Origin of the sequence: Paracoccus denitrificans (assembly GCF_900100045.1) — a bacterium.
Lineage (GTDB): Bacteria > Pseudomonadota > Alphaproteobacteria > Rhodobacterales > Rhodobacteraceae > Paracoccus > Paracoccus denitrificans.
Genome location: NZ_FNEA01000060.1, coordinates 2,158 through 9,267 on the forward strand (window position 1 = coordinate 2,158; position 7,110 = coordinate 9,267).

At 58.6% G+C, this 7,110-nt stretch carries 8 protein-coding genes, 1 tRNA gene and 2 pseudogenes; 3 read left to right on the top strand and 8 right to left on the bottom strand.

Features of this window, described 5'->3' with window-relative positions; translation table 11 throughout:
• From BLT64_RS27875 to tnpB, 5 genes and pseudogenes are all read right to left on the bottom strand, one after another.
• A partial coding sequence (locus BLT64_RS27875) for a BapA/Bap/LapF family prefix-like domain-containing protein (RefSeq protein WP_139171659.1) occupies positions 1-1,064 on the bottom strand: 1,064 nt, incomplete at its 3' end.
• Between the two features lie 125 nt (positions 1,065-1,189).
• A complete protein-coding gene (locus tag BLT64_RS25110) occupies positions 1,190-1,594 on the bottom strand; it encodes a helix-turn-helix domain-containing protein (RefSeq protein WP_157137438.1) in 405 nt (134 codons plus the stop codon).
• Between the two features lie 1,073 nt (positions 1,595-2,667).
• Complete coding sequence (locus BLT64_RS27880; RefSeq protein WP_415857801.1) at positions 2,668-2,904, bottom strand: IS66 family transposase; 237 nt, start codon at positions 2,902-2,904, stop codon at positions 2,668-2,670.
• Positions 2,900-3,079, bottom strand: a pseudogene (locus tag BLT64_RS25125) (IS66 family transposase); the annotation flags it as partial. The pseudogene BLT64_RS25125 and the gene BLT64_RS27880, both read right to left, overlap by 5 nt.
• Positions 3,080-3,141: 62 nt before the next feature.
• A complete protein-coding gene (gene tnpB / locus BLT64_RS25130; RefSeq protein ID WP_011748698.1) occupies positions 3,142-3,447 on the bottom strand; it encodes an IS66 family insertion sequence element accessory protein TnpB in 306 nt (101 codons plus the stop codon).
• Between the two features lie 163 nt (positions 3,448-3,610).
• Here tnpB and BLT64_RS25135 point away from each other — a divergent pair, with 163 nt between their 5' ends.
• Both BLT64_RS25135 and BLT64_RS25140 read left to right on the top strand, forming a co-directional pair.
• Positions 3,611-4,246 carry a tyrosine-type recombinase/integrase gene (locus BLT64_RS25135; RefSeq protein ID WP_186813228.1) on the top strand — a complete coding sequence of 212 codons (636 nt, stop codon included), beginning with the start codon at positions 3,611-3,613 and terminating at the stop codon, positions 4,244-4,246.
• 96 nt (positions 4,247-4,342) lie between these two features.
• Positions 4,343-4,416 (top strand) — tRNA-Cys (locus tag BLT64_RS25140).
• Positions 4,417-4,484: 68 nt separating this feature from the next.
• Here BLT64_RS25140 and BLT64_RS25145 read toward each other — a convergent pair.
• Both BLT64_RS25145 and BLT64_RS25150 read right to left on the bottom strand, forming a co-directional pair.
• On the bottom strand, positions 4,485-5,408 hold the full coding sequence (locus tag BLT64_RS25145; protein WP_011748700.1) for a site-specific integrase: 924 nt from the start codon (positions 5,406-5,408) through the stop codon (positions 4,485-4,487).
• Positions 5,409-5,434: 26 nt separating this feature from the next.
• Positions 5,435-5,677 (bottom strand): hypothetical protein, encoded by a 243-nt coding sequence (locus tag BLT64_RS25150; RefSeq protein ID WP_041529966.1) that lies wholly within the window; start codon positions 5,675-5,677, stop codon positions 5,435-5,437.
• A gap of 126 nt (positions 5,678-5,803) precedes the next feature.
• Here BLT64_RS25150 and BLT64_RS26700 point away from each other — a divergent pair, with 126 nt between their 5' ends.
• A complete protein-coding gene (locus tag BLT64_RS26700; RefSeq protein WP_011748702.1) occupies positions 5,804-6,592 on the top strand; it encodes a helix-turn-helix domain-containing protein in 789 nt (262 codons plus the stop codon).
• A gap of 77 nt (positions 6,593-6,669) precedes the next feature.
• Here the strand turns inward: BLT64_RS26700 and BLT64_RS27555 are convergent.
• A pseudogene (locus tag BLT64_RS27555) lies at positions 6,670-7,110 on the bottom strand (IS5 family transposase); the annotation flags it as partial.

Below are 7,110 nucleotides of genomic sequence, written 5' to 3' on the forward strand. Positions count from 1 at the left end.
GCGTCAGCATCCGCGTCCGCATCGGCGTCAGCATCGGCATCAGCGTCAGCGTCAGCATCGGCATCGGCATCAGCGTCGGCATCCGCGTCAGCATCGGCATCCGCATCCGCGTCAGCATCCGCATCGGCATCAGCGTCCGCGTCAGCATCCGCATCGGCATCCGCGTCAGCGTCGGCATCGGCATCGGCATCGGCATCGGCGTCCGCATCAGCATCGGCGTCCGCATCGGCATCAGCGTCGGCATCCGCATCCGCGTCAGCATCAGCGTCGGCGTCCGCGTCTGCATCAGCGTCAGCGTCAGCATCGGCATCCGCGTCAGCGTCGGCATCCGCATCAGCGTCGGCGTCCGCGTCCGCATCCGCATCGGCGTCAGCATCAGCGTCGGCGTCCGCATCCGCATCGGCATCCGCGTCAGCGTCGGCATCCGCGTCGGCGTCCGCATCGGCGTCAGCATCAGCGTCCGCATCAGCATCCGCGTCAGCATCAGCATCAGCATCAGCATCCGCATCGGCATCCGCGTCAGCGTCGGCATCCGCATCGGCATCCGCATCCGCATCAGCATCAGCATCCGCGTCAGCATCGGCATCCGCGTCAGCATCCGCATCAGCGTCAGCGTCAGCGTCCGCATCGGCATCCGCATCCGCATCAGCGTCGGCATCAGCGTCGGCGTCGGCATCAGCATCAGCGTCCGCGTCAGCGTCCGCATCGGCGTCAGCATCAGCGTCGTCTCCCGACGATCCACCACTGCCGATCAGGATACCACCGATCATCAAGGCAGCCAGCGCCGCAGCCAGGCCCTCACCATCAAGCCATGCGATCGCACCGTCATCATCAACGAATTGCAATTCGCTTCTGGTTGACGGCTGGTCGACATAATAGTTTTCGACCCGAATGATCTCACCCGAGTTCAAATGGATCAGCAGATCGTCACCGTCACGGGTATACCGATCAACATCCGTTTTCCGAAATGGAAGGCGAACCGTACTGGGACCATCCAATCGGATAGCCGACAGTTCGACGACACGTCTCGCCCCGTCTTCCTTCGAAATTATGGTCACTGCCATAACATCTCTCCCACAAATGCCCGGCTGGATTGAGGCGGGAACATCAATCCAAAGCCAGGCAATCGGATTTTACTCACAGGGCTTTCGCCCCAACCTAACTTGCGCATGACAGCGCCATACTGGATCTATTGAAGAGGTGACGAATTTATTCCCACCTCGGTGCCGGAGTTCTCCCTTTCGCTTGAAATCTGATGCAGCATCGCCATCAGAAGATTAAGAGTTGAGTCGGATACCCCACTCAGTATCTCGACGAGCGCTTCTGCCCGATTGTACTGATCCATACCCACTGCCTCATAACAGCCCGTGGCAGCCAACAGCTCAGCCGGTGGCACCTGCAGGACATTCGCTATTTCAACCAGCCGCGACGCAGAAATCCTGTTTACGGCGGTTTCATATTTTTGGAGTTGCTGCATGGAAACTCCGATTCTTTCCGCCACTTGCTTTTGCGACAAGCCGCACAGCCGGCGCCATTTCCGGATATTCCGGCCGACCGCTATATCAACTGGATGGGGAAAAGATGTTACGGACATGTCCACGCTCATACCTCTGACGTCGTGAGTGATACAGAATATTCCCTATTTTCACGGAATTTATTGAATCACATTAAATCATTAAATTTCATATATATAGCGATCATAATCGCGAAAACCGTGATCGATCATCTCCGGTTCGAACGGCGAAATAGACATGTAAAAGAGAAAATTCCTGGCAACATTTAACGGAGTGACAGGATCTGCTCTTGATTTATGAGCATTGCCATCAGACATGAAATATTCTTTTCCATTCGAGACATCTGCGAGCAAAGCCCGCATGAGAGAATGCATTGAGGGTGAAAGCTGTCGCTTCGAACCATAAAGCGGGCGATCGGCACAGCCCGCCTTCCCGTGAATCGCTGCGGGAATCACGACATCACCGCCCTCTACGTCAGGGCGGCGAGCCGTGAGCCGACGACAACTCGAACGACAAGAGGGCGCGAAGAACCGCATAACGTCACTCCCCGTAACCCGTGCGCCAGCTTTTGGGATCGAACTGCTCGTGCGCACATGCGACATCACGCCTGAACGACAAGACCAGCGCGATCAGGACGACCGCGCAAATTCCGCCACCCAGATAAGCAAGGAATACCCATGGTAGCGCCAGGCTCAGAACAAACGCGAAAAGCGCGCTGATTGCGCCGCCGACCATCCCTGCCAGCAGATAGACGGGAACCGCCTGAGAGGCTGCCCTCCGGTCATCGGAGGAGGGGACAGAAGGGAACCCTTTCTACACTGTTAGCAAGGGTTGCTGGCAGCGGCAGAACAACCCAGCGTAGTATGGTGCAAGTTGGGAGGTGAAGACAGTGAATGGCTCGAGGACAAAAACCTTCCGTTTTGTCAAGCGCTTCGCGAGCATCCCAGCCCTACGATGGGCCTCATCTTCCTGGCTTGGCGGGCCGATGGTAGCCCCTGAATGTGGGGGAGGCATGGAAATTGATTCGCGACTGCGGCGGGCACTCCCCAAACCGGCGGAAGGACAGCCCTGCCCGGCAGGGGGAGTGAGGGCAGGCTGCACGCGGATCCTCTGGTGTAACGTAGCGCGCGGCCGGGTGGTCAGGAAGCCCCTCTCATACGAAGATCATGTCATCTGCGAGGGCGTTAATGGTGATGTTGCGGATCGTCAGGATGTCACCCCCACCGAAATCGAACACCACATCGGCGCCGCTCTGCGTTGCATGGGTTCTGGCCTGGGCAAAGCTGGTGATCTCGCGCTCGATGTCGTAGAGTGCGCCGATACGGTCGAGTGCCTCACGGGCGATCGTGGATTTGGTCTTGTCCCATTCATCATGGAAGTCGCGCCTCAGGTGACTGGCCGAACACCTGCTTCTTCAGCCTCGCGATGCGTAACCGCAGGGCCTGGATCAACTGGTCATGGGCGCGCAACGTGGCCGAGATCTTCGCGTTCTCCGTCTGCAACGCCAAGATCAGCGCCTTCAAACGCGCCGGATCATCGGGAAGGATTTGGGCCGTATTCGACATGCGCCCGCCTACCACAAGGCAGGCGGAATGGCCATAAAAACAAGGCGTTTCAGCGGGATAAATCAGCCGACGCGGGCTGGTGGCGCGCCCCAATCCGGCCTGCGCCAGTCAATGCCTTCCCACAGCATGGCCAGCTGCGCCGAGGTCAGGCGAACCGCACCATCCCCGCGCATCGGCCAGGGAAAGCGCCCCTTCTCCAGCACCTTGTAATACAGGCAGAAGCCCTGCCCATCCCAATGAAGCAATTTCAACCTGTCGCCGCGACGCCCACGGAATGCAAAGACCGCACCGCCGGTCGGCTTCTGGCGCAGAACATCCTGGGCAGCGGCTATCGAGATCCTGCGCAAGTCGGATCGCTGGGCCGACAAATCCGCCCGCTATCGGCAGGACCTGGAGCCGGTCCTTGACTATCTAGTCGAGAAGATCGGCAAGCGTGACGTATCGAGGCTGACGAAGGCCGACATCTACGACGCCATGGACAAGAACACGCACCGCGTCCGCTTTGCCAATTACATTCCGGTCGCGATCTCGATGATCGCCAAGGAGGTCATTCGAAAGCGCTGGCTGACCGACAATCCGGCCAAGGGAATCGAGCGGCTCAACGTACCAAAGAATCGCCGGCAACCACATATCCCCTGGCCGGATATCGCAGTCCAGAAATGGCGAGCCGAGGCGGGGCCGCTGGAACGTCTGATCTTCGAGATCGGCGTCGGCAGTGTTCAGCGGCCCGGCGATTGGGTCTGCTTCACCTGGGGCGACTATGATCCAGCGGGCACGGGCACGCTGAGGCTCCGCCAGAGCAAGGGCGACAAGCCCCTGATTCTGCCCTGCACCGAAGCCCTGAAAGCAGCGCTGGACGCCGCCAAGGCTGCCCTACCCTTTTCGCCTCTGCCATCGCGGCACATCATCACCAAGCAGGACGGCAGCCGGATGGATTACCGGCGCATGGCAGAAATCATGCTCAAGGAACGGCGGCGGCTCGGGCTGGAAGCCTACGACCTGCACGCCCTGCGCTATCGCGGTGTGATGGAACTCGCCTGGGCTGGCTGCGACGACGATGAGATCATGTCCTACAGCGGGCACAGCACCAAGGCGATGGTGCGGAAATATGCCGGGGAAGCCCGGCAGATCATGCGGGCGCGACAGGCCCGCGCCAAGCGGTGCTGACCGTGGAACAGAACGGGACCAGAACGAGAAAGTGATAACCGGAGTGATAACCCCCTTGACCCCATCAACCGAAAACCCTAGCAAACGCGAGGCTCCGGCGGGTTGGCGGAGAGGTTACGCAGCGGATTGCAAATCCGTGAAGACCGGTTCGATTCCGGTACCCGCCTCCAAATCTTTCAATAACTTGCGGCAATTTTTTGGTCATCTCAGCCTCGGTTTGAAACGAGCGTTGAAACATTCATGTTCCGCTCTTGTTCTGTTCTGCGCGGTTTCGGGCGTCCTGCGCACGCCGCGCCAGTTCGCGCTGGCGGACCCGGCCGCCGTATTTCTTCAGCATCTCCACGCCTGAATGGCCGGTCACGGCCTTCACCATCTCGTCATCACAACCGGCCTGATAAAGCTCGATCGTCGCGTTCTTTCGCAGCCCGTGGGTGACGTAGCGCTGCGTCTCGGGATGCTTCATTGCGGCTTTGATCTTGCGCATCTCCTCGGTCACCGTGCGGTAATCCGCAGGCCGGCCGTCGCGGCCGCAGACAATCGTCAACCCCTCTTTCTTGACTGTGCTCAGATAGGCAGCGAGGCGATTGGTCAGCGGGACCAGGAGCGGCTTATCGGTCTTGCCTTGGGTGAAATCATACTCACCATCCTTGATGTGATCCCAGCGGATCTTATGCGTGTCGCCAATACGCTGGCCGAGGCCGATAGAAAGCTCGTAGACGAGCCTCGGGCGCGGCGGGGCGAGTTCCTCGAATTCGGCCCGAACCTCATCCGGCCACGGCTCCCAGCCGTCCCCAGGCTGTTTGAAAAGAGGGATGCCTTTCGCGGGGTTGCCATGCTCTTTTTTTAAGAAACCGATCAGCCGGGCATGGTTCAGCAGGACGACAAACACCTGCACCAGATAATTCGCCTGCCGCCAGTGGTCGGCGTTTGCCTGGTGCAACTTGTAGATGTGATGCGTCTCGATCTTGCGCGGGTCCAGATCACCCCAGATGGAGATGATATGCTCCATGTACTTCTGGTAATCGCGCTTCGTGCGCGGCTTCAGGTGCTTGAAGGCATCGCTTTCTACATAGCTCAGCCTCAGGGTCTTGAAGTTGCGCTTCGTCGGCAGCGGCTCGCGACCTTTCAGCCGCCGGTTGTAATGGTCCCAGAAAGCTGACATGTCGCCACCTCCACAGCTAATGCCATTCATCGCACACTTGGGCGCGGAGCGGGGTTCGGATCGCCTGCGCCTGCGAATTGCTTTACCTCGCGCAGCAGGATTTCGTTCATCTGGTCGGGGGTGATGAAGATGGCGCGACCGATTGCAAAGTACTGTCCATGAGCCCGCGCCTTCGAGCGCAGGGTCCGCGGTGAGAGCTCGACGCCGCGCGGGCGAAGTTTGGCCGGCCATTCCTCGGGGGTGTGCCCCAGGTCAAAAATTTTCGGCATCGCTGTTCTCCTTTCCGGTAGAATGGAAGCCATAGCCAGACTGACCAGTCAACATATTGTAAATATTTGCCAAGTTTCCGGAAAGATCTTTCCCTTTTTGCATCGAAACGCCCGAAACGGATCGCAATGAAACAGGATGAGAGCTCAATTTGTGATTTTTGCGATGACGACGAGGCTCCGGATGATTCGTATCTGTCCGTGGGTGACCCTCATGGTGTTCATCCATGGCAACCGCCATCGCGTCCTGTGAGCCACCTGCTGAAAAAAGTGCGGCTGAACCTGGGACTGACTCAAGACCAGATGGGCGATTTGATGAAGGTAACAGGCCGCAATTACAACAACTACGAACGCGAACGCGTGCAGAACGTCCCCGCTCCCGCCCTTCAGCGGCTGGCTGATCACACTGGCATCGCCGCCGCTCATCTGCTGACTGGGCGCAGTCCGTCTCTCGACTATGTTACCATTCTGGATGAGGTGTACGCCCTTCAGAAAACTGTCTGGGACCTCTGCCAACGACCAGATGGCAAGCTCTATGGTATGAATACTTGCCTGTCGCCGGAGGAGCTTCGCGATGTCATCAAGGCATTATTATCTGATAGGGAATATCGGCGTTACTATGAAATCGATCCATATCCGGAGCTAACCAAGAATGATATCCTGGAAACAGTCGCGACGCATACGGACTTTTACAAGGACGCGGGATGGGAATGGGCCCGCGACAACGATCCAGAATATTATGGCTTTGCGCCCTTCCCCTGCCCAGCAATGTATGTGGTTCCTAGGTTTCAGGATATGGCAGAGTACCGCCGGTACTCAGAACTGCGCTGCCAGATCGAGGCGACGCTAACAAGCGACGAGCGCACTCTCTATTCTGAATGGTTATCCACCAAACCCAAAAGGTCTCCTGAAAATTGATCGCTTAGAGTCAGGGCTCACAACCAATATATGATGGTCGCAGCCAGGGCGCAGGCGGAGAGGAACAGAATGGGGCATCAGTCTTAGCGGGTTGCAATACGGCGCCAGTCCTTGAGGCGTGCGAACATGTTCTCAATCCTGTGGCTCAGGCGGTAGAGTTCGGTGTCGTGCGGAACCGAGGCTTTGCGACCGATGCGGGACGGGATACACGGTGAAATCCCCATCTCGATCAGCGCGTTGCGGAACTAGTCGGCATCATAACCCCGGTCTGCAAGCAACGCCCCGGCCGAAGGGATCGAGGACAGCAGCGCCCGCGCGCCAATGTAGTCGGAGGTCTGCCCCGCCGACAGGAACATCCGGATCGGACGACCCTTCGCGTCCGCCACCACCTGCAGCTTCGAGTTCAGCCCGCCCTTCGTGCGTCCGATCAGCCGTCCGCGCCCCCCTTTTGAACTGCAAGGCTCGGAGGTGACGTTCTTGCCGGTGTTTCGATCCACGCCCCCGCGAAGGGGGCGACG

Bases quoted from the DNA above. Each gene is read 5' to 3' on its own strand.
- BLT64_RS26700 (WP_011748702.1), top strand. From the start codon at position 5,804: ATGAAACAGGATGAGAGCTCAATTTGTGATTTTTGCGATGACGACGAG.
- BLT64_RS25110 (WP_157137438.1), bottom strand. From the start codon at position 1,594: ATGTCCGTAACATCTTTTCCCCATCCAGTTGATATAGCGGTCGGCCGG.
- BLT64_RS25145 (WP_011748700.1), bottom strand. From the start codon at position 5,408: ATGTCAGCTTTCTGGGACCATTACAACCGGCGGCTGAAAGGTCGCGAG.
- BLT64_RS25135 (WP_186813228.1), top strand. From the start codon at position 3,611: ATGATCGCCAAGGAGGTCATTCGAAAGCGCTGGCTGACCGACAATCCG.
- BLT64_RS25150 (WP_041529966.1), bottom strand. From the start codon at position 5,677: ATGCCGAAAATTTTTGACCTGGGGCACACCCCCGAGGAATGGCCGGCC.